The 21555-nt window shown below is 46.7% G+C and carries 18 protein-coding genes; 15 read left to right on the top strand and 3 right to left on the bottom strand.

Annotated features, from left to right (window positions below):
- Window positions 1-38: 38 nt before the first annotated feature.
- Window positions 39-2345: a beta-N-acetylglucosaminidase domain-containing protein gene (locus ACZ43M_RS24465; protein WP_464505129.1), complete on the bottom strand. Its 2307-nt coding sequence runs from the start codon at window positions 2343-2345 to the stop codon at window positions 39-41.
- A 566-nt stretch (window positions 2346-2911) separates the two neighbouring features.
- Here ACZ43M_RS24465 and ACZ43M_RS24460 point away from each other — a divergent pair.
- From ACZ43M_RS24460 to ACZ43M_RS24440, 5 genes are all read left to right on the top strand, one after another.
- Window positions 2912-3427: a DoxX family membrane protein gene (locus ACZ43M_RS24460; RefSeq protein WP_464505128.1), complete on the top strand. Its 516-nt coding sequence runs from the start codon at window positions 2912-2914 to the stop codon at window positions 3425-3427.
- A 215-nt stretch (window positions 3428-3642) separates the two neighbouring features.
- Entirely contained in the window at window positions 3643-4155 is a 513-nt protein-coding gene (locus ACZ43M_RS24455) for a CBO0543 family protein (protein WP_464505127.1), read from the top strand.
- Window positions 4146-4601 (top strand): CBO0543 family protein, encoded by a 456-nt coding sequence (locus ACZ43M_RS24450; protein ID WP_464505126.1) that lies wholly within the window; start codon window positions 4146-4148, stop codon window positions 4599-4601. Before ACZ43M_RS24455 ends, ACZ43M_RS24450 begins: the two co-directional genes overlap by 10 nt.
- Window positions 4602-4873: 272 nt before the next feature.
- Window positions 4874-5434 (top strand): hypothetical protein, encoded by a 561-nt coding sequence (locus ACZ43M_RS24445; RefSeq protein WP_464505125.1) that lies wholly within the window; start codon window positions 4874-4876, stop codon window positions 5432-5434.
- 161 nt (window positions 5435-5595) lie between these two features.
- Window positions 5596-6144, top strand: coding sequence for a DUF3231 family protein (locus ACZ43M_RS24440; RefSeq protein ID WP_464505123.1), 549 nt, complete (start codon window positions 5596-5598; stop codon window positions 6142-6144).
- Between the two features lie 28 nt (window positions 6145-6172).
- Here the strand turns inward: ACZ43M_RS24440 and ACZ43M_RS24435 are convergent, their stop codons facing one another.
- Complete coding sequence (locus tag ACZ43M_RS24435) at window positions 6173-7786, bottom strand: glycoside hydrolase family 13 protein (protein ID WP_464505121.1); 1614 nt, start codon at window positions 7784-7786, stop codon at window positions 6173-6175.
- A 379-nt stretch (window positions 7787-8165) separates the two neighbouring features.
- On the opposite strand from ACZ43M_RS24435, the gene rbsK reads away from it, so the two are divergent.
- The 4 genes from rbsK (at window position 8166) to ACZ43M_RS24415 (ending at window position 11572) form a co-directional block, all read left to right on the top strand.
- Entirely contained in the window at window positions 8166-9077 is a 912-nt protein-coding gene (gene rbsK, locus ACZ43M_RS24430) for a ribokinase (protein WP_464505120.1), read from the top strand.
- Between the two features lie 6 nt (window positions 9078-9083).
- Window positions 9084-9995: a nucleoside hydrolase gene (locus ACZ43M_RS24425; RefSeq protein ID WP_464505118.1), complete on the top strand. Its 912-nt coding sequence runs from the start codon at window positions 9084-9086 to the stop codon at window positions 9993-9995.
- A gap of 193 nt (window positions 9996-10188) precedes the next feature.
- Window positions 10189-11214: an SDR family oxidoreductase gene (locus ACZ43M_RS24420; protein ID WP_464505116.1), complete on the top strand. Its 1026-nt coding sequence runs from the start codon at window positions 10189-10191 to the stop codon at window positions 11212-11214.
- Window positions 11215-11440: 226 nt separating this feature from the next.
- Window positions 11441-11572 (top strand): hypothetical protein, encoded by a 132-nt coding sequence (locus ACZ43M_RS24415; RefSeq protein ID WP_464505114.1) that lies wholly within the window; start codon window positions 11441-11443, stop codon window positions 11570-11572.
- A 178-nt stretch (window positions 11573-11750) separates the two neighbouring features.
- Here ACZ43M_RS24415 and ACZ43M_RS24410 read toward each other — a convergent pair whose 3' ends face one another.
- Window positions 11751-11930, bottom strand: a complete 180-nt coding sequence (locus tag ACZ43M_RS24410) for a hypothetical protein (protein WP_464505113.1) — start codon at window positions 11928-11930, stop codon at window positions 11751-11753.
- 498 nt (window positions 11931-12428) lie between these two features.
- On the opposite strand from ACZ43M_RS24410, the gene ACZ43M_RS24405 reads away from it, so the two are divergent.
- From ACZ43M_RS24405 to ACZ43M_RS24380, 6 genes are all read left to right on the top strand, one after another.
- On the top strand, window positions 12429-16730 hold the full coding sequence (locus ACZ43M_RS24405) for a S8 family serine peptidase (protein ID WP_464505111.1): 4302 nt from the start codon (window positions 12429-12431) through the stop codon (window positions 16728-16730).
- Between the two features lie 219 nt (window positions 16731-16949).
- Window positions 16950-17729: a Cof-type HAD-IIB family hydrolase gene (locus ACZ43M_RS24400; RefSeq protein WP_464505109.1), complete on the top strand. Its 780-nt coding sequence runs from the start codon at window positions 16950-16952 to the stop codon at window positions 17727-17729.
- A complete protein-coding gene (gene pxpB / locus ACZ43M_RS24395; protein WP_464505108.1) occupies window positions 17730-18422 on the top strand; it encodes a 5-oxoprolinase subunit PxpB in 693 nt (230 codons plus the stop codon). It begins immediately after the preceding gene.
- A gap of 15 nt (window positions 18423-18437) precedes the next feature.
- On the top strand, window positions 18438-19415 hold the full coding sequence (locus tag ACZ43M_RS24390; protein ID WP_464505106.1) for a 5-oxoprolinase subunit C family protein: 978 nt from the start codon (window positions 18438-18440) through the stop codon (window positions 19413-19415).
- A 63-nt stretch (window positions 19416-19478) separates the two neighbouring features.
- Entirely contained in the window at window positions 19479-20240 is a 762-nt protein-coding gene (locus ACZ43M_RS24385; RefSeq protein ID WP_464505105.1) for a LamB/YcsF family protein, read from the top strand.
- A gap of 464 nt (window positions 20241-20704) precedes the next feature.
- A complete protein-coding gene (locus ACZ43M_RS24380) occupies window positions 20705-21433 on the top strand; it encodes a polysaccharide deacetylase family protein (protein ID WP_464505103.1) in 729 nt (242 codons plus the stop codon).
- Window positions 21434-21555: the final 122 nt, after the last annotated feature.

Below are 21555 nucleotides of genomic sequence, written 5' to 3'. Positions count from 1 at the left end.
GACAGTCACCAGTAGAACCGTCCCCGTGGTTCCTACTCTTATTGATGCACGTTAAAGACTTTCATTTCGTAGAGTGAGTAGCCCCAGCCGCTGGCGCGTTTGATTCCTTGCATGCGGATGTGGCGGGCTTGGGTTGCTGGGAAGTCTATTTCGTCGGTGCCGCCGTTGCTGTTTAGTTCGGTGTAGACGTCTGTCCAGTTAGTTCCGTCCTGTGAGACTTGGATTTTATACTGTTTTCCATAGGCAGCTTCCCAGTATAGGACGACTTTATTAACACTATAGGTCTGCCCAAGGTCAACGCTGAGCCATTGGTTGTCGGTGTAAAGCGAAGCCCAGCGCGTATTGTTGTTTCCGTCGACCGCCAAGTCGGGTGTGAGCCAGTCTACTTCCGAAGACGAGGCAGTGGCGGTTTTTCCTTCTGCTAAATTCACTCCGTTAACGGCACGGTCAAAGAAGGCAGGAAGGACGCCAAGACTTAATTTTTGCGGGAGTTGATTCAATTGATTCAACTTGGCTTTCAGTTCTGCTCTTAGCTCAGCTGCGGCAGCTTCATCCTGTTTTTGTTCAGCCACCACCATGTTAACCGCTGTCTCACCAGCCGCTCCGTATAGCTCCATCTTCCTTAAATACCCATCAATCTCTTCTAAAAAGTTCTTATTCTCCACATGTTTGCGAAGTTCAGCCGGAATGTTTTTCAGCTGCTGAAACTCTTGTAACAGTGCAGCTGAGGCTGTATCCAGTCCAGAGCCGCTGTCGGCTGCTGCCCAAAATTCCTTAATCACCGGGGACAATTTTTCCGAGTAAGGTTCTTTGTTGCTATTGAGGCTGGTCGAATAGGACGCGTCGACAAACGCCTTTAATGGTTCAAACGCCTCTGCACCGGCAAATTCCTTCAACCCCCGAACCATCGAGTCATTTGGATCATAGGCTTCTGGATTCCAGGTATAATCGGCCACCGTAAATAAAGGAATCTTTGACGCCTCGGCCTCGTTCATCGGATTGGCAGTCAGCCCAATGACGCCATGCTCTGGTGTCAGGTCGGCATCCCTTCCGGTTAACGGCGCCAGGAACAAGCGGTTTCGGTCAAAGTCATTTACCGGGTAGTTGTCCCAGATTAACAGGTCATGCTTAAAAATGCCGTGGATTTTATCGGCATCTGCGGTCGTGATGGTTGGGGCGACCACACCAATTCCGGTCCATTGCACGACAATATCCGGCTGGACGAGATCGGCAAATCTTGTCCTGTACGGGGTGGTGCCAGCTTGATAGTAATCGGTCGGTACGGTGATTAAGCGCTCAGCCCCGTCGTGCTTTTTAATAAATTCATCATTAAACCGGTTCAAAAGATAAGCTTGGGCGGCGGCAGGCGGGTTGGCATCGCTGCCGAACTTGGCCCGGTCCTCCGGAGAGCGCAGATTCGGGTCAATATCATCAAGGAACAAGGCGAACGAGCGAACCCCGACATCATACATGGCTTGGGCCTTGGCAATTAACGCCTGCAGGTCCTTATCGCTGGAATAAGTAATCGAGTTCCCAGGTGAAATGGCGAAGGTGAAGGTGACATGGTTGTCGTGGGCTGTTTTCACGAGCTCCGCAACCTCAGCAATTTTTTCCTGCGGATAAGGCTCACGCCACTTTTCCCGGTGGTATGGGTCATCCTTCGGGGCATAAATGTAGCTGTTCATTTTGTGCTCCCCGTAAAACTTCAATTGGCTCAGGCGGTCCTCGTGTGACCATGGCTCACCGTAAAAGCCCTCAATGGCGCCCCTGATTGGCATCGTCGGCCAGTCTTTGATCTCGACCTCCGGAATCCAATCCGTTCCTGGCCGTTCCACAATCATCTGCCGGAAGGTTTGGGCCCCGTAATAGGTGCCAGTATCGTCTTTTCCGGATATGACAATATGCTTTTTGGCCTCGATGCCTTGCTTGGAGGTGATGAGATAGCCTTCTTCATTGTTTAGGGTGAGGTTCGTGATGCCGGCTTTTTCAGCGATGGTTTTGACTTCAGCCTCATCGGAAAACTCACCCAGCCAGATAATTACGGGCGCTTGAAGCGAGGGGTTCGTGATATCGCTCTCGACAATCTGTGTGACACCAGCCTTCGTTAATGCTTCCTTTACCTCAGCGATGGCCGCAGGGTCGGTACCCGCCTCAGTCACCAAGGCAACCTTCGGATTTAACGGGAAGCCGTTTGGTGTTGTTTTCATGTATTTCGGAATCGGGGAAACGGTGAGATTATAGTTTTTTTCGATTTCCTCTGCGCTGGCTTTTTGAAAATGAATGGGCGCGGCTATTCCTGCTGCTAAACAAACGGAAATGACAGCCTTAGAAACTTTTTTTGCCATGATTAGTACCACCTCTTTTTAAAATTTTTGATGCGGACCGTGTTGAAGAGTATAGAAGGCCTCCTTTCAGAAATTTTTCCATGGGTGAATGTTCTAGGTGAAGTAGTTTTGAAAAAGCATAAAGCTTGTTCAAGCGGAATACGGGAGTAGGATGAAAACTGGATTAAACAACAAAAAGGCAGGGAAACACGATGCGAAGAATTGCCCTTCACACACGTGCCGCCCTGCCTGATCGAATCAGTAACATGCGCAAACTATCATTTACTGAACATTATAAATCCATTTGAAAGCGTTTTAAAGGGTAGAACTTCCTATTTTAGAAGCAGAGGGAGGGTGCCAGGGGGACGGTTCTAGTGGCGCCAAGACGCCACCAGAACCGTCCCTACTGGCTCCTCACTGGCGTCTCCTGACGTGTTTGCGCGCTAGTTCAAAAGTTTGTCAAATGATTTTTAACACTTTGTGAACTTAACACTACGGCTATGGTGTTAACAGAGGAAATCCAATATATTGTAAATGTAAGGAGCAAACAATTAAACGGAGCAAGAAAAAATAAGGGGGAAACAAAAATGTTCAGTAAATTTTTAAGAGAAAATAAGATTTCAGCTGCTATTTTATTAGTGATTCGATTATATCTCGGTTATTCTTGGTTCACTGCAGGTATTCATAAATTAACTGGAGGGTTCGACGCAGCAGGCTTCCTAAAGGGTGTTACCGCTAATCCTGTAAAAGGTCCTGACGGCGCCGTAGTCTATGGTTGGTACGTAGAATTCCTTAAAGGCTTCGCACTGCCAAACGTAGATATTTTCAACGTGGTTGTTCCTGTCGGTGAAACATTAATCGGTTTAGGTTTATTGTTAGGCTGCTTGACCACAGCAGCGATGTTCTTCGGCTTAGTGATGAACTTCTCTTTCTTCCTAGCTGGGACCGTATCTCATAACCCAACAGACATTTTGTTAGGCTTCATCATCTTGGCAGCAGGCTACAATGCCGGCCGTTACGGCTTAGACCGCTGGGTGGTTCCATTCATCCGTAAGACAGCTAAACTAAAAAATGACAAAGGTGTATCTAAAACAGCAGCTTAACGAAAAAAGGCCAGGGGGCAGGTTCTCCTGGCTTTTTCTATGCCCCAGTAGAACCGTCCCCCTGGTCCCCCTTGGTTCTATGCCCCAGTAGAACCGTCCCCCTGGTCCCACCCTGGTCCCAATGTTTAATTAGGTCTGTCATCGGAAACAATTTTACTAGTGTGTTTAGGTGACGGAATGAAGCAGAGAACGGTCGCTGCTTTCGGAGGGTAGTTATGAGTTTTGATTATGTTGTTCTTGCGATGATATGGGTTGTTTCTATTCTTACGTTGTTTATAGCTGTTCCAAAATCGAGGCTTCGCGAGTTTGTGGCGGTGTATTTGTTTTTTACATCGATAACATGGGTTTTTAGTATTGTGCTTACAGCATTTGGTGACTTATCAGCAGAGATTCGCCTATTCGAATACGCAACAAAAATTAGTTTTACCTCAGAATTTTCGTTTTATCCTGCTGTGGCTGTTGTTTTTCACCGCTTGTACCCTGACAATGCCGGAAAACTAAGAGTGATTCTCCATTATCTGCTATTCGTTGGCATCATCATCTTATATATGTACTTTTTAGGGAGATTTACTAGAATTATGAACGTTGAAATCCCGGAGCAGCTAATAAGAACTTTTTTCAATTTTCTCTTTGAATTTTGGATCTTAAGAAAATACATCGTCTGGCTAATGGGGACCATGAACCTCCAAGCTAATCATACAGTGGAGGGTTCGCAGCAATGGAAGTAATTTTTCTTTATTCCATCTGGTCCATCACCATCTTCTGTTTGATTTTGCTGCCAAAAAAGCGGATAAATGAAGCGAGTATCATAATTTTATTTCAACAGGTCGTCACTTGGTCCCTTGGCCTGCTTGTCGTTGAGTGGAATTTAATAGAGTACCCCGTCCGGGAATTCGCTTCGGTCAACAAAACCAGCTTCACCTTTGAATTTTTAGTTTATCCTGTTATCACTGCATTCTATGTATTGTACTATCCAGCTGGAAGAAATCGTTGGAGGCGGTTCTTTTATACATTCATCATCACTACCGCCATCATCATCTCGGAAGTCCTCTATGAAAAATATACCGACCTCATTACCTACCTCCACTGGGAATGGTATTATTCCTGGATTTCCGTCTACGCCACACTCTGCCTAGCCCGAATTTTTAATTGTTGGTTTTTCAAAAAACAATGAAGCAGTCAAGCGTTGAACTGCTTCTTTTTTCGTCGAATGAGAGACAACTCTCTGCTTCATCCAGACGCATCTGTCATTTATAACTCCAAATTCCCCATGACTATTGGTTCTTTTTTAGATACTTTGATAAATACAATGTAAATAGGGATCTCCAAAGGGGGGATTTATCCTCAGTTGTGACAATTGACATGATGCCTGTTGTTGTAGTAAGCCGCTTGGAACGATTAGAGAAATCTCATTGGCCAGAAAAAATAAAATGAGGTGGTGTATTCATGAACGTATCTTCATTTATTCGTTTTGCTGGTTTGTGTTCCATCATTGCTGGGATCCTTTTCGTGTCTTTGTCGATTTGGTATAACATTTCCATGGATGCCTTTGGCTCTTATGTTGATTTAATTGGCATGCTCTTCCTGTCAGTGGGGCTGGTCGGACTGTATCTTCGTCAGGTTAATGCTTTTGGAATCCTTGGCTTTTTTGTCTTCCTTTTGGCATTCTTTGGAAGCATTATGTGGACTGGACATAGCTGGGTCGTCTCATTTTTAGTGCCAAGTTTAGAAGAATCTGCACCAGCTCTGCTTGATAATCCTCCTGCAGGATTAATGACAGGCATCTCGTTGTCGTTATATCCATTTTTTATCGGTATGTTGTTATTTGGAATTTTAACTGCAGTTAGAGGTGTTCTCCCGCGTTGGCCAGCCATTCTTCTCATTCTTGTTCCTATATTAGACTTTATTCCATATGGTCAAATTGTTGCACAGCCACTTGCCGGTATCGCGTTTATTTGGCTCGGCTATGCATTGTGGAAGGCTAATCATAGGGTTGAAAATGACTAACCTGCCAGTTCTCTAACAGTGTGAATATTTCTATAGAAGTAAAGAGGGATGTTCAGCATCCCTCTTAATTTTGTTGTGCGTTAAGCATCCGGCCATTTAATTATTAATTCCCCTCCTTTTGGGTCAAAATAGTAACAAATTATTTAGAATCGAGGGGTATTATGGTAAATGTGATTGAAACGATAACTGCACTTGTTAAGAATTTTGTGGATGAAGAGCCGAAGCCGCATCTGCATGTTGGGGAAGTAATGGCTCTTTGGACGGCGTATACGGCATTTCACGAAGCTCACATACTTTATCAAATGGGGTTGAATTCAACAAGTGACCAAGATTTACAGCATGCTTTATCAGCGGCCTACAATTCGAGCATGCAGGATACAAAAAAGATTGAAGAATTTTTGAAAAAAGAGGGGGTACCCATGCCTTCTGTCAGCTCACCCAAGCCTAGTTCGAATCCTGATTCCATTCCGGAGGGTGTTCGCTTCACAGAGAGGGAATTGGCCAATTTGATTTCGGTGAAAATTGTTACGTCGATCACTTTTTGTGCTCAAGCGGCAAGTCAAACCGTTCGGTCCGATGTAGGACTGCTATTTTTCGAAATACAAATCCATCTGATGGAATATATGTCCCAATTCAAAAACTTAATGAAAGGCCGTGGCTGGCTAAATATCCCGCCGAGCTACATCCCACCTGGCATTCCAGAAAGCTGATGAAGCAGGGGACTGTCCCCTGCTTCCTTTATATCCGATAAATTCGTGCCTCATATGGTTTTAAGTTCAGTTTATCTTTGGTATCTTCCTGAACTTCGTAGTTGGCCAGGATGATTTCTTTTTCGCTTGAGGCAAGGTCTTCTGGCAGTGTTATTTCCACCTGGAGTTCAGAAATATTTAATAGGATGAGCCACCTTTCCTTCTCGTATTCACGGATGAAGGCGTAGATTTGTTGATGGTCTTCGAATAGTTCCTGGTAATCTCCGTACACCATGACCTCATGTTCTTTCCGCAACTGAATTAATTTTTTATAAAAATAATAAACCGAATTTGGGTCGTCTAGCGCTTTGGCGACGCTGATATCCGTGTAATTCGGATTGAGTTTGATCCACGGGGTTCCAGAGGTAAATCCAGCGTTCGGTTCGTCATCCCATTGCATCGGGGTACGCGAATTGTCGCGGGCTAGATCGAGCAGACTGTCGAACACTTCCTGCGGATCTCCGCCTTTTTCGACTTCTTCTTTATACTTATTTTTCAAAGCAATGTCATTGTAATCTTCAATAGAGTCAAAGCGGACACCAGTCATGCCGATTTCCTCACCCTGATAAATGTACGGCATGCCCGGGAGCGTATGGAGCAGGACGGCAAAGCATTTGGCCGATTCCACCCGGTACTTCTTGTCATTGCCAAACCGGGTCAGTAGGCGGGGATGGTCATGGTTGTTGAGGAACTGAGAGTTCCAGCCCTTGCCCCACAAGCCTTGATACCAGCGGTGTTGGATATCTTTAAAGCGCGGCATATCCCAATGGGCCATGTAATCACAGACTTCAAAGTGAAACAAGGTATGAAGCTCGCGCCGGTCTTCGCCCACATACAACATCCCGTCCTCTGGGGTAACAAAAGGAATTTCTCCGACTGTAAAAATATCGTAGTGCTGTAACACCTGTTCATGCATTTCGTGAAGGTATTCATGGATCCCCGGATTATTGCCCAAATAGGAAATATCCTCGGGATTTTCCGCATCCGGAAATCCTTCTTGTTTGGCGAGCAGGTTGATCACATCCATGCGGAAGCCGTCAATCCCTTTATCCAGCCAGAATTTCATCAGGGAGTAGACTTCCTGACGCACCTCTGGATTTTTCCAATTTAAATCAGGCTGCTGAACGGCAAAGGAATGGAAGTAATATTCCTCTGTATTTTTATCATATTCCCACACGGAAGGGGTGAAATACGAGCGCCAGTTGTTCGGTTTCTTGCTCCATATATAGTAGTCGCGTTTAGGATTGTCTTTGGAGGAACGCGCTTCTTTGAACCATGGATGCTGGTCAGAGGTATGATTTACGACCAGATCCATAATCAGTTTCATTCCCCGGTTATGTACTTCCTGAAGCAGGCGCTCGAAGGTTTCCAACGTTCCTGCTTTTTTCATGATCGATCGATAGTTGGAGATATCATAGCCGTTATCAACATCAGGCGACTCATAGCATGGGTTGAGCCAGATGACATCGACACCAAGCCCCTCGATATAATCCAACTTTTGAATCACACCCTCCAAATCGCCATAGCCATCCCCATCACTATCGTAAAAACTGCGCCAATACACCTGATAAACAACCGATTCCTTCCACCATGTCTTTTTCATTGTCATCATTCCTTTTCTCTATCTCACATTCACATTGTATACTTTTCTCCTGTTATTCAAAAGAGGGACCACGGGGACGGTTCTGGTGGCGCAAGTGCGCCGCTAGAACCGTCCCCGTGGTGTCATCACCCGTGGTGTCACCAACGATCAGCATAAATCCATGCAAACGTTTGTCTGACTGACAAATTTTTTAGTAAAATTGAAATAACAAAACCAATGGCAGTAAGGTCTAGGACTTGTTTAATTAAACGATTGATTAGGTTGCGCTTGGGAAACATATTGACGAATAGGAATGAAGGATGGAACCGGTTCGATGACCAAGGGTGAACCAGAGGAACCGTCCCCATGGCTCCCTATGTCTCATTAGGATGGTGATCATATGGCTGAAAGAAAGATTACGGTAATTGGCAGTATTAATATGGATTTGGTGACAAGTACGGGCCGGATTCCAAAAGTAGGGGAAACGTTGTTAGGCCATTCCTTTCATACGATCCCGGGTGGAAAGGGGGCTAATCAAGCTGTGGCTGCGGCCCGTCTTGGTGCAGATGTAACCATGATTGGCGCAGTGGGAGATGATTCTTTTGGTGAAACGCTGGTGAGCCATCTAACCAATCAAGGAATACATACTGAAAATATCATGAAGGCTAAAGGTACTTCTACGGGAATTGCCTCGATTACCTTATCGGGCGGAGACAACAGTATTATCGTCGTTTCTGGGGCAAACAACCATATAACTCCGGATATTATCAAAAAAAATGAAGAGATCATCTCACTTAGCGATATTCTGTTACTGCAATTAGAGATTCCCCTTGAGAGTGTCGTTGCAGCTGTGGAACTTGCAAAAAAGCATAAGGTCCTGACGATCTTAAATCCGGCACCTATTCAAAAGCTTCCAAAAGAATTACTGGAAATGGTAGATTATGTTACACCAAATGAACACGAACAAACACTGCTATTTGCTTCGATAGACGGGACACAATCACAATTAGAAAAATTAAAGGAAAAGTGTATTGTAACAAGAGGGTCTAGAGGAGTTACGGTTTATAAAAACGGCAATCATATTGAAATTCCAAGCATCCAGGTGGATGTTGTGGATACAACAGGTGCGGGGGATTCGTTTAATGGGGCATTGGCCTTTGCTTTGTGTGAAGGGGCTGAAATTGAAGCTGCCTGCCGGTTTGCCAATGTGGTCGGGGCCATCTCGGTTACAAAGCTTGGGGCACAAAGCGGTATGCCAACCAAACAGGAAGTCGAAGCATTTTTACAATTACATAAATTATCGATGGAGTGAGGATACATGAAGCCAGTTATATTGGATGTGGATACGGGTATTGATGATGCGATGGCGATTGCCTATGCCTTGAACTCTCCGGAATTGGACGTGATCGGGCTTACAACTTGCTTTGGGAATGGTCCCATTGAAATTACCACCCGTAATACATTAGTTATTTTAGAAAAACTAGGGAGAACTGTCCCTGTGTATGCAGGCGCAGATAAACCGTTAAAACGAGCCATGAAAGAATTCCCTACCCATGTTCACGGGGAGGATGGCATTGGTAACAAATTTGATAAGGCTCCTAACAGGAAAGCAGAGTCTGAAGGGGCTGCGGATTTTATCATTAGTCAGGTGAAAAAGCGCCCGCACGAGATGACGATTATTGCGGTCGGGCCGCTTACGAATCTTGCACAAGCTGTTATAAAGGCACCTAAAATAGCCTCACTTGTAAAAGAGGTAGTCATCATGGGCGGTGCTGTCTTTACTAGAGGCAATGTCACTCCTTATAGCGAAGCAAATGTCATATCCGACCCAGATGCGGCGGATTGTGTGTTTTCATCAGGGCTGCCGGTAACGGTTGTCGGCCTTGATGTCACGATGCAGACTCTGCTGCCAAATGCCGCATTAGCTGATTGGCGCTCTAAAGGTACAGAAACGGCCCATTTTTTTGCCGACATGACCAGTTTTTACATGCAATCATATGAAACGTTCCATCCGGGCATTGGAGGCTGTGCCCTCCATGACCCGCTGGCTGTAGGAGTCGTTATCGACCCTGGTTTTGTTAAGAGGGAAGAATGGCATGTAAAGGTTGTCCTCGAAGGAGAGGAGTACGGGAGAACGGTAGCAGACTCTGAAGGCGGGCCCAAGATCCAAGTCTGCACAGAAGTAGACGAAGAAAAGTTTTTAAAGCATTTTCTGAAGAGAATCCTTTAAGTGTAAGGGTCAGATCACCATTTATAGGAAAACAGGGGGCGGTGCGGACCGTCCCCTGTTTCATTTTTCCTATTGTCGCGAGCCCGGCGGTTATGGGGAAGGAATTGATTTATTTTCATCCCCCCGTATCTTTTCACCTCCCAAATTCGTTATTGTAAGTAGAAGGTTTTATTAAAAAAATGGGGGGAGCAAGATGAAGGTTCTTATTTTAGGCGGGACGCGATTTTTAGGTAAGGCAATGGTGGAAGAGGGATTGAAACGAGGGCATAAGATTACTTTATTCAATCGGGGAACCAATAAAGGGGCATTTCCGGAAGTGGAGCAGCTTATTGGGGATCGGAACGGGGATTTATCCCTTCTGAAAAATCGCCAGTGGGATGTGGTTATGGACACATGCGGATTTGTCCCAGGGCAGATTGAGAAAATTGCAGCAGTGCTTGGGGATTCTATCCAGCATTATACGTATATTTCAAGCATATCCGTTTATAAGGATTGGATTCCACCCCAATTAACCGAAGACTATCACCTGCAAAGCTTAACTCCGGAGCAACTTAGAGACGTTGAAGAAGGAAAGGCGTCCCCTTATGAACATTACGGCGCGTTGAAGGTCCTATGTGAGGCCGAAGCCGAAAAGCATTGGCCGGGGCGTGTTTTACAGGTAAGGGCAGGGCAGCTTGTCGGGGCATTTGACTATACGGACCGGCTTCCGTACTGGATTCAGCGTGTGGCACAAGGCGGAAAGGTATTGGTCCCAGGCCGTCCCGATCGTCCTGTACAGTTGATTGATGTGAAAGACATCGCCAAATGGGTGTTTGATCTGGCGGAAAGCAGAAAAGCAGGAACGTTCAATGTGACAGGGCCGGATGTTCAGGTGACGATGGAAGAGCTATTAACTGTTTGTAAAGAAGTCTCCAATAGCGAGTGTGAATGGGTCTGGGCGGCCGAAGGGTTTTTGTTAGAGCGGAAAGTACAGCCATGGACGGAAATGCCGCTGTGGATACCTGAGCACTTTCCGTTAGAAGGAGAAACTCTGCCGTGGAGAGGGTCTTTTTCTATTAATATTGAAAAAGCGGTTAATGCGGGACTCACTTTCCGGCCACTGGAGGAGACCATTAAAGAGATAAATGACTGGATGCAGACACGGAAGGATGCCGTTCTTACAGCAGGAATCTCGCGAGAAAGAGAACATGAATTACTGAAGGCATGGGTTCAAAGGTGAATTAGGAAGCAGAGGGACTTCTAGTCCTTCTGCTTCATGACATTTCCTTATCCTGATGCCAAGCCCGCATTTATCATGGGTTGAAGATGGTTGGATTAATATAAAGCATGTTTCATGAGGTTATGGTGTTACGTGGTGAAGGTTCTTTTTTCCCAATTTTAAACATTAGCATATTGTAAGCGCTCACTATATAATAAAGGTAGGTAATAGGAAAGGGGACTCCATAATGGAACTATTATTTGAACTTCGTGAAGATATCAAGCCGGAGGAGCCAAGAGAAGAATGTACCCCGAAACCAGCTGAGGAAGAGAATGTCGACCTCTATGAATATGATTATAATAAAAGATTATGGTTTTAATATAAAAAGAGTAATGTAATAAATGTACAAGCGAACCGTCAGCCATGTATATGGCATGGATGGTTCGCTTGTTTATTTTGTTTACAAATAAAAGGAGAAAGGTGTGTCAAAAGATAGAGTCGTAGGATGCATCAGCCGACATTATGTGGTAAGTGTGGGTGCCATTCATTCAGTGATTTTAACTGTCCTTTTGTGATCCATTCATTAATTTTACGATGTGCTCCTTCGGCGACCAGCAATTAAATTGATAGTTCGTTTTAGTTTCATAGCCTAACCGGCTGCAATAGTATTTCATGCCATCTGCTTTTTTCTCCGCCCTAAAATGCTGGCACGTCGCGCAGCAATGGAAATCCTTCATCAGAACCTTCCCCTACCTTCATCGTTTTCCAATTCTTTTATTATATATTATCAGAGATTATGAGGTGGCGTCCTTGACTCCACCAGGCCTTCCCCGTCTCCAGTAGAACCGTCCCCCTGGCTCCCCATGGGAAAAATAAACTAAACATTGTGGGGGTTAGGAGGTAATGGGCTTGTTTTTGTGTCTATTAAGCTAGGTAGAAGGGATGGTTTTTGGGGAGTAAAGCTTGGGTGATATAGGGGGTTCGGGTCGCATTACCTATTTTTTTATTTGAAAAACTCGGGTTGCCATGAGTTTGGACTCATTTCCTAATTTTCCCAATAACAACCAAACTATCAATTTCCAAATCCACCCAATTCTAGTGTCAACATTCGACATAAATACGGGCAGGAAAGGCTTATGTTTAAGGTAGCACCGGTGTATTGACATAGAGTGTGCGAAGAAAGGAGGGCAGTGGGGGTTTTTAAAAAAAGGAATAATACTTAGGGAGGCAAGTGGATGAAAAGAAGAAAAAGACGATTATTTTCCATTCTATTAACCGCGATCATGATGCTGCCGATGCTGCTCCAGCCGAACTTGAATGCCGTGGCAGCTACGAAAGGTGCCAGCACATCCGCAAAGGATGCACTGCAAACACCAGAGCAAAAAGTAAGCAAATCCTTAACCAAACAATTCGAGGCAGAAGACAAAGTCACCTTCCTGATCAAAATGAAGGAGCAGGTGGATACCGCAAAAGTGGCCAAGGAAACAGAGAAACAGGCCAAACTCCAAAAGGCAACACCAGCCAAAACGAAATCGCTCAAGCGAAACACGCTTGTTTCCGAACTGAAGGCAACAGCAAAGGAAACGCAGGCAGAATTGCTATCCTTCCTTGAAGAGCAGGTCAAAGCCGGCAACGCGAAGGACATTCAATCGTTCTTCGTGGTCAATGGTATTGCTGTCACAGCCACAAAGAAAGTCATGGAAAAAGCAGCATCGTTCATGGAGGTTGAAAAAATCCTGCCGAACGAAACGAGACAATTATTCGTTCCCGAAAAATCCTCCGGTGCTGGCACAGCTGTTCAGGAACCAGCAGCCACGACAACCGGCATCGAATGGAACATTGACCGCGTCGGAGCACCGCGTGTATGGGAAATGGGGATTGACGGCAGCGGTACAGTTATTGGTTCGATTGACACCGGCGTACAGTGGGATCACCCGGCGTTAAAGGAAAAATACCGCGGCTATAATGCGGCAACCGGCCAAACGGACAATACTTACAGCTGGCTAGATGCAGTCAGAGGCCAAGCCACTCCATATGACGATCATGGACACGGCACGCATACAACGGGAACCATGGTTGGGGCTGATCCAAGCGGGCAGAATATTATCGGCGTTGCGCCAGGCGCGAAGTGGATTGCCGTCAAAGCATTCACAGCAGCAGGGGGAACAGATGCTGATTTAATAGAAGCGGGCCAGTGGATGATCAATCCCGGCGGCGACCCTGACAAGGCACCGGATGTCATCAACAACTCATGGGGAGGGGGACCGGGTCTTGACGAATGGTATCGTCCGATGGTGCAGGCTTGGGTAGCAGCAGAAATTTTCCCGGAATTCTCTGCGGGAAACACGACGTTGAGCAATCCTGGCGGCCCTGGCTCTGTAGCGAATCCGGCCAACTATCCGGAGTCGTTCGCAACAGGCGCAACTGATATCAACAACAAACTCGGAAGCTTCTCTTTACTTGGACCATCTCCATACGGGGAAATCAAGCCTGAAATTGCTGCACCAGGTGTGAACATTCGTTCATCCGTTCCGGGAAGCAGCTATGAAGGCGGCTGGAATGGCACATCCATGGCGGGCCCGCACGTCTCGGCAGCCGTTGCGTTGCTGAAGCAGGCCAATGCCAGCTTAACCGTCGCTGATTTGGAGCAGATCCTACAAACAACGGCGATTCCGTTAACGGACGGCACGTATCCAACATCGCCAAACAACGGTTACGGATCTGGGTTATTGAATGTATATGATGCAGTTGCTTCAGTGGTCTCCGGTTTGGGGAAATTGAAGGGACAGGTAACAAAAGATGGGGACGACAGTGAAGCACCGGTGTTAACGCATTCCCAACCTGCCATGGTTTTCGCAGGAATGCCGCTAACGTTAGAAGCTTCAGCTGCCGACAATATCAGTGTAACAGAAGTTTCACTTCAATACCAAAAACAAGATGGCACATGGGCGGATGCCGCTGTAGAGCGTACGGCCGGTGATTATAAAAATGGAACCTACCGCGCGACCATCCCTGGGGCCGACATCGCGGTCGGTAACCTGGTCTATAAATGGAAGGCAGTCGACTTTGGCGGAAACGAGGCTGTCAGTGAGCACACCGTTACGGTGGTACCTGGAATCACTGTCGGCTATGTCGCCGATTTTGAAACCAATCCGGATGGCTGGACATCTTATGGTGCGCTGAATTCTTGGCAGTGGGGCGTTCCAACCAATGGTCCGGGGGCTGCTTTTTCCGGTGAAAAAGTCTACGCAACCAACCTGACCGGCAATTACGACAGCCGCGCCAATGCAAATCTGCAAATGCCGCCAATCGATTTGCCGGAAGGAAACAGCTATTTGCAATTCAAGCAGTGGTATGAACTTGAACGCAACTATGACTACGGTCATGTGTTTGTTTCGACAGACGGCGTTAACTGGGTGCAAAAGCTCCGCGTCAACAACCTGTCGAATGGCTGGATTGACGGCGAGGTCAACCTCAGCGAGTATGCGGGACAGCGCATTTACATTGCGTTCAACCTTACTACCGACGGCAGTGTCGTCAAGCAAGGCTGGTATCTAGATGACGTGAAGTTAACTGATACACCGCTCCCTGCACCAGCTTCTTTGGAAAAAGAAGAGCCTGAGGCTGCAGCGGATTCCTTGAAAAAAGAGCAAGTCAACCCTGATAAGATTACCGTCATAATGCCTGAAGCAGACAAAGCTGAGGCAGTTGATCAAGCAGCCGCACCAATGGCACTGCCAATGCAGGCACAAGTAACGGTTCTCGAATCAGGCCGTTCCGTGACAACCAACCCGGCTAACGGTAGCTATGAAATGACGCATGCGGCCGGAACGTATACAGTTAAGGCCGAGGCCTATGGGTTTGCATCTCAGACTACATCGGTCACGATTGACAATGATAGTACGGCAACCGCGAACTTTACGCTTCACGAATTGGCGAAGGGCACGGTTTCCGGTACCATCACTAATCAAGCAACCGGTTTACCTGTTGCCGGCGCAACCGTCTATCTGGTGGAAGATGCAAAAATTGCCCCTGTGACAACAGATGAAAACGGCCAATTCTCGATTACGGGCTATGAAGGGGAGTACACGCTGAAGGTCGTGGCGCCTCACTATTATAGCCAGGAGACAAATATTGAACTGGCCGGAACCATCCAACAGAACATTACGCTTAAGCCGTTCATCGGGTACAGCGGTGAAATCGGCTACGACGACGGCACCGCAGAAAATGCTCGGGCGTTTTACGATGCCGGCAATGGCTGGGCGGTGAAAATGTCGCTGGCAGCAGGCCAGAAAAAAGCATTAGTGACTGGAGGTTTATTCCGCTTCTGGACAAATGAATGGCCGGTTCCAGGCGGTACTGACTTTAAGGTTGCCGTTTACGATGCATCCGGTCCTGACGGTGCACCGGGCAAGAAATTAGCTGGTCCGTATGATGCCACGGCACTTCGCAATGGCCAGTGGACACATGTGGATTTAAGCAGCCAAGGCATCATGGTGGAAGGCGATTTCTATATGGTCTATATCCAAGCCGACATCAATACGAAGTCACCTGGCTTGGCAACAGACGAGGATGGAACCAATGCAAAGCGCAGCTGGCAGCTAGTCAGCGGCGGCTGGTCACCGTCTCCTGAAGATGAAGGAAACTACATGATCCGCGCCGTCGTCGACTATGAAGTCACTGCACCAACGATTACCGCTCCGGTTGACGGAACGTTCACGAACAGTGAAACTGTTACGGTAACAGGTGAAGTAGCGCCAACGACGAAGGTTCATATTTTTAACAAAGGAAGTGAAGTGGCTGTCGCTGATGCGCAGGATAATGGCACGTACGCAGTCGATGTGAAGCTGGCTGCTGGTGAGAACCAATTGACGGCCAAAGCGTCAACGCAGCAGGGAATGACCGATGCTTCAGCACCGGTTACGGTTATCTATGATGCGGTGGCACCGGAATTATCGATTGGTGCGCCGGCTGACGGCAGCAAATTAACGACCGAAACCGTCACCGTTTCCGGAACAGTCGCAGATGATCACTTGAATTTTGTACTTGTGAACGGAACAACGGCGAAGGTGCAGGATGGCAAGTATTCCGCCCGCATCATGCTCGAGGAAGGTGCTAACCAGATTTCTGTGGTGGCCAAGGATAAGGCTGGAAACACGACAGAAAAATCCGTAACTGTCAATGTGGATTATACGGCGCCGCTGATTCAACATGTGAAACCAGATGCCGATAAAGAATTGAAGAAGGGCGAAAGTGTGAAGATTGAATTCAGTAGCGAGCCGGGCGTAAAAGCATCCTTCACGATTCAAATGCCGTTGACGCAACTGAGTGGTGCCCAGCTTCAGGCTTCCAACGCGACTGAGCTGCCGATGATGGAAGTGTCACCGGGTAACTACGTCGGCTACTACACCGCTACAAAAGACATGAAAGCAGCCGGAGCAGTCGTTGAGGTAAAAGCCGTAGATGATTTCGGCAATGCTTCCCGCCAAACCGCTGACGGCAAACTTTATATCAACGAAAAGAAGAAGAAAAAGTAAGTAGGAACCATGGGGACGGTTCTACTGGCCCCCTTAGGTAAGAAAAATATTGGCTGGACTCAGAAATTGAGTACACATCAATTTGAAAGGCCCGACTGGCTTTTTATCTGCCGGTCGGGCTTTTTCTCGTTCATTTCTTGCAATGTTCCCTGCTATAATTGAAGAACAGAATACTTTCTATGAAAAAAACTTCAGTTTAGAAAGGGAAGGAGCTATGCCATGACAAAGAACAGGTTGATCTTTTTTGATATAGATGGAACTTTGGTTAATGAGGAGGGAGTAATTCCAGCTTCAACGAAGGAGGGAATCTCCCGATTAAAGGAGCAGGGACATGATGTGGTGATTGCCACTGGGCGTGCCCCATTCTTGTTCGAGGATATAAGGAATGAGTTGGGTATCCATTCGTACATCTGTTATAATGGCCAGCTTATTGTCCAGGGGGACGAAATTATTCATAAAAACCCTTTAAATCCTGAGGGGTTAAAGCAGCTTACCGATACAGCCCAAAAGAACGGTCATCCCATTGTTCATTTTGACGATATGGGGATTGGGGGCAGCGATCCTTTTCATGCTTATATTATGGAAAGTATGCCGCATGATGAATTAGGGGTTCCTCTCCTGCATGATGCCCACTACTATCAGGGGCGGGATATTTTACAAACAATGTTGTTCCTTCCCGAGCATGAAACGGCCCCATATGAAACGCAGTTTACGGATTTTCGTTTTACGAGATGGCATCCGTTATCAGTTGACGTTGATCCTGCGGCCGGCTCCAAGGCAAAGGGCTGTGAAATTTTTATGCAGCACCTTGGCTATCCAGCGGAGCATGTGTATGCCTTTGGTGACGGGTTAAACGATTTTGACATGCTGTCATTCGTTTCAAACAGCATTGCTATGGGAAATGGCCATCCCAAGGTAAAGAAAGCAGCAAAATTTGTGACCAAACATGTTGGGGAAGATGGCATTTATCACGGGCTGAAAATGGTTGGGTTGTTGTAGATGGAATTTACTTGTAGCCCAGCCGGGGACAGGGCAATCTTGGTCCAATTCGAACAGAAAATCTCTGTTGAGATTAATCGGAAAGTCATTGCGCTGGCGTGGTGTCTCAAGGAACAACGACTACCGGGGATAGAAGAGTGGGTGCCGGCTTATGCTTCATTGTTGATTTATTATAATCCTTTAAAAATCGGCTACAACCATCTTGTTGAAAAATTGACGAGTTTGGACGTAGGTGCTGATGATGACACTAACGTTCAGACAAAGGTACATGAGCTCCCCGTCCTGTATGGGGGCGAATGGGGCGTGGACCTGGAGGATGTAGCGAGATATCATGACATGACAATCGAAGAGGTGGTTCATATTCATTCCGCCCCTACATATCCGGTCTACATGGTCGGCTTTGCCCCAGGTTTTCCGTATTTAGGTGGTTTGGATCACCGTATCCATACCCCGCGATTGGAATCGCCGAGACTCAAGGTTCCCGCTGGAACAGTCGGAATTGCCGGCCAACAAACAGGAATCTATCCTCTCGATTCGCCGGGTGGATGGAGGCTGATTGGGCACACGCCAATTCCCTTGTTTCGGCCAAATCACCCTGAGCCCGTGTTAATCTCCGCTGGTGATTTTGTTCGTTTTATGCCAATAACCGAGGACGAGTATCGTCATATTAAATTCTCGTATGAAAAAAAGTAAGGTGGCCATTTTTCAATGATTGAACATCATATTGTGGAAGTAATTAAGCCCGGGATGCTGACCACTGTTCAAGATCTTGGCAGGACAGGGTACCAGCAGTTCGGCATGGTCGTGTCGGGGGCTATGGACCCCTATGCCCTTCGGATGGCCAACTTGTTGGCGGGGAATGAAGAAGGAGCCGCAGCACTTGAAATTACAATTAAGGGTCCTTGTTTAAAAATTTTTCATAACTGTACGGTTGCGATTACGGGTGGGGACCTGTCTCCAATAGTAAACGGAAAACCCATTTCGATGTGGGCTACTGTCCATATTCAGGCAGGCTCCTTGTTGGAGTTTGGCCGTTCCAAATCAGGCTGCCGCGCCTATTTGGCGATTAACGGTGGTTTTGATGTGCCACAGGTGATGGGAAGCCGTTCCACATATCTTCGGGCGGGAATTGGCGGATTTCAAGGCAGAGCGCTGCGGGCAGGGGATCTGTTGTCAGGCGGGCCGGGCAATCTGAGCCCTCATCCTTTTATAAAACCAATCCGCCGATTAAGTCCCAGCCTTATTCCGGAATATCGAAAGAACATCCATCTTAGGGTAATCCCTGGTCCGCAATGGGATTATTTTACGAAAGAAAGCCAGGAACGCTTTCTTTCAAGTAGTTTTCTAGTATCACCGCAATCTGACCGGATGGGGTACCGGCTTGAAGGCGAGCCTTTGGTTGTTAAATCAAACCACGAACACATCACGGATCCCATTCCGCTTGGGGCAATCCAGGTTCCTGCAGGAGGAAATCCGATTATCCTGCTGGCCGATCGCCAGACGACTGGCGGTTATCCTAAAATCGCTACCATCATTTCCGTGGATATTCCTAAAATTGCCCAAGGGAAACCAGGAGACGCGGTCTTTTTCCATGAAGTTGGTGTGGACGAGAGCCACCATTTGCTTCGGGAGCAGGAGAGGGTGTTTCGGATGTTAAAGGCTGGGCTGCGTTTGGCTGGCAAATAGGCTGTGAGTTCCGGGGAATAGAGGTTTGTGGTTGTTATTTAAAAAAAGTTGGAGGTGTCCGAAATGGCTGCTACTGTTGATTTGAATTGCGATCTTGGCGAAAGCTTTGGTAATTATAAAATTGGAAATGATGAGGTCGTCCTACCGTACGTTACTTCTGTGAATGTGGCCTGTGGTTTTCATGCCGGGGACCCGGTGGTCATGGAGAAAACAGTAAAACTGGCGTTAGAAAATCATGTCGCTATTGGGGCGCACCCGGGGTTCCCGGACCTGCTCGGATTTGGCAGACGCCGGATGGAAATAAGCCCTGCGGAAGCAAAGGCGTATGTGATTTATCAAGTCAGCGCGCTCAATGGTTTTGTAAGAGCTCAAGGTGGCAGCCTCCAGCATGTGAAGCCGCATGGGGCCTTTTACAATATGGCAGCTGTGGATTACAGGTTAGCGCGGGCAATTGCTGAAGGGGTAGCGGCCGTTGACGATGCGCTGATTCTCATGGGACTGGGTGGCAGCGAGCTTATCCAAGCCGGCAGGGACATAGGACTGCAAACGGTTAGCGAGGTATTCGGTGACCGGGCTTACACAGCGGCTGGCACCCTAGTCCCAAGAGGAACACAAGGCGCGGTCATTCACGATAAAAATAAAGCCGCCGACCAAATTCTCAATATGGTCCTAAACGGCAAAGTCAAGACCATCGAAGGCGGAGAAGTCTCCGTCCAAGCCGACACCATCTGCGTCCACGGAGACAACCACGAAGCATTACAACTCATCAAGCAAATACGAAAAACCCTCACCGACGCCGGCGTCAACATTAGGGCATTACGGTGAAGTGGGACAAGGGGTGGGACCAGGGGGACGGTTCTAATATAGGCAATCGGAAGTTTTGCTCAAGTTTCGAAGCACTTTATAAGTAAACGGAATTTTAATCTAAAGGAATTACTTCTAAGGAATTATCGCAAAATTTTTGATTGCCTGAGTAAGCAGGAAGTTTTAAAGTTTTTGTACAAGTAATTCGACATCCATAGTCAAATTTCCTGCTTCTCCTGGTGCCCGCCATAAGGTTTAAACATACTAGCTGGACCCAAAGTGGGCTCCAGCTTTTTTGTCGGAATCCGAACCTCGGCAATCCAGAATTTTGTCTGAATTTCCCGGAAAATAATTATTTCTGTTGAATGGTAGGCTGGCAAAAAAGATGCATCGAAGAGAAATCTATCGAATTCTGCTAAATGTTTCAAATAGTGAATTTGCGGAATACTAAAACCAGAGTTTTCAGTAAAGCGAGGTCCATTAATATGAAAAAGAACGTGTTTATTTTTCTTTTTCTCCTATTAAATAGTTTTTCAACGCCGGTATCTGCGCAGCAACAGATCCCTATATTGGTTTATCATTCAATCGCAGAATTTACAGGAACGGGCTCAAAGGAGCTATTTGTGACTCCTGAAAATTTTGAAAGGCAAATGAAGTACCTGAAAGATCACGGGTTTACCTTATTAACATTTGAACGTTGGCAGGATCGAAAAAAGGTTCCCAAACCCATCTTTATCACGTTCGACGATGGGTACAAAAATAACCTGCATGCTTTGGCTGTTTTTCGCAAAATCGCAACACCCCAGTTTAAACCGGCCGGGACCATATTTGTCATATCAGACTTCATCGGTCGTCAAAACCGCTTGTCAGCAGAGGAACTGAAAATGCTGGCGGATACGGGTTTGTTTTCAATCCAATCTCATACCGCCACCCATCCTGACCTGACGAAAATAACCGATTATGCCCATGAGTTGAGGGATGCAAAAGTAAAAATAGAACGAGTGACCGGAAAACCAGTGCTGGCCATCAGCTATCCGTATGGAAACGTCAATTCCACAGTTGCCGAAGAAACGAAAAGGTACTATACCTTTGGTCTAACTACAACACCCGAGCGCTTTATCGAAAAAGGAATAAAAAACGAACTTTACTATCTCCCGCGTATCTATGTTAAAAATTCCACCTCTATCGAAGAATTTTCGAAAATAGTCGAATGAGTCAAGGCACCACTAGAACCGTCCCCCTGGTCCCTGCTGGTTCCTTCTTGAATTGACATGGTCCGACATTAGTGTTATAACCTCAATAAGTGAATTTTCTTAATAGAATATAAATTTAGGGT

It is taken from the genome of Neobacillus sp. B24, from assembly GCF_055381825.1.
This window is presented reverse-complemented; position numbering and strand designations above follow the sequence as displayed.